This window comes from Streptosporangium amethystogenes (assembly GCF_000721075.1).
Classification (GTDB): Bacteria; Actinomycetota; Actinomycetes; order Streptosporangiales; family Streptosporangiaceae; genus Streptosporangium; species Streptosporangium amethystogenes.
This window is the reverse complement of the sequence record NZ_JOEQ01000219.1, coordinates 1-217: the sequence shown is the minus strand read 5'-3', so window position 1 is coordinate 217 and position 217 is coordinate 1. Positions and strand designations below refer to the sequence as shown.

Below are 217 nucleotides of genomic sequence, written 5' to 3'. Positions count from 1 at the left end.
GCGCCGTAGGCGGTGAACGACGGCTGAGTCGAGGGGAATGTCCACAGTCCTGATGCGAGCTGTCCCGGGGTCGCCGTTACTTCCGACACCACCGGCTTGGAGGTGTCGACTCGTCCGGCCTGCCACTCCGACCACGGACCCACCACCCCGGTAGAGGTGGAGGTGCGCACCCGCCAGCGGATCAGCCATCCGTCCTTCAGTTTGCCCGAGGTCACCG

General features: G+C 67.3%; 1 protein-coding gene. It reads right to left on the bottom strand.

Going from position 1 to position 217, the window contains the following annotated elements; all coding sequences use genetic code 11:
- The coding region (locus tag IG98_RS53020) for a hypothetical protein (protein ID WP_211264401.1) at positions 1–217 on the bottom strand (217 nt) is incomplete at both ends.